This window comes from Methylobacterium sp. WL116 (assembly GCF_008039455.1).
Taxonomy (GTDB): domain Bacteria; phylum Pseudomonadota; class Alphaproteobacteria; order Rhizobiales; family Beijerinckiaceae; genus Methylobacterium.
Map to the genome: position 1 here is coordinate 1 of NZ_VRUV01000965.1, position 861 is coordinate 861.

Below are 861 nucleotides of genomic sequence, written 5' to 3' on the forward strand. Positions count from 1 at the left end.
CTCCACAACGTAACTGCAGCGTTGCATCGGGCTTCGGTACGAGCCTCGGCACCGACGCCCAGGAGCCGCGCGACCAGGGATCGTGGCGCCATTCGCTCACGGCGGGGATCGACAGGTCGTGGAGGCGGCGGGCGCCGAAATGATCGGCCAGCGTCGCGCGCACGCGGCGGCGTAGACCGTCCTCGCCGGTGCCGGCGGCATCGATCTCGGCGGCCCCGACCGAGTCGAGCTCGAAATAGTGGAACGGCGTCCCGTCGATGCGGGTGAGCAGGCCCGGCGGGCTGAAGCGTCCGCCGACGAGGCTTGCGAGACGGTCCCGCCCGCGGAACGGGCTCGACGGCCAGTGCAGCACCGCGTGCTCGTAGATGCCGACCCGGAACCCGTCGATCGCGGCACGGATCGGCGCGGGCAGGGCCGGCGAGAAGGCGACGCTGTCGCGCAGCACCATCATCGGCACCGTCACGATCACGGCGCGGGCCTTCAGGGTCCGCTCGTCCGCGGTGGCGACGCGAACGCCGGCTCCCGTCCAGTCGATGCCGGCGACGGGGCAGTCGAGCGCGATCGGCAGCCCCTGCGCCAGCCGCGCGAGGTAGCCGCCGTAGCCGCCGGCGACGAAGTAGTTGTCGCCGTATTCCATGCTCGGGAAATCCTGGAGCGAGACCTCCTCCAGCGGCCGTCCGGACACCAGACCGTGGACCAGCGCGACGCGGTCGCGACGATGCTGCGCGGCCATGCGGTCGACCTCGGGGCGCACTGGCTTCACGCGGGCCTTCAGGGTCCGCTCGTCCGCGGTGGCGACGCGAACGCCGGCTCCCGTCCAGTCGATGCCGGCGACGGGGCAGTCGAGCGCGATCGGCAGCC

General features: G+C 72.6%; 1 protein-coding gene. It reads right to left on the reverse strand.

What is annotated here, in order from left to right:
- A partial coding sequence (locus FV223_RS28810; protein ID WP_147730020.1) for an FAD-dependent oxidoreductase occupies positions 1-861 on the reverse strand: 861 nt, incomplete at both ends.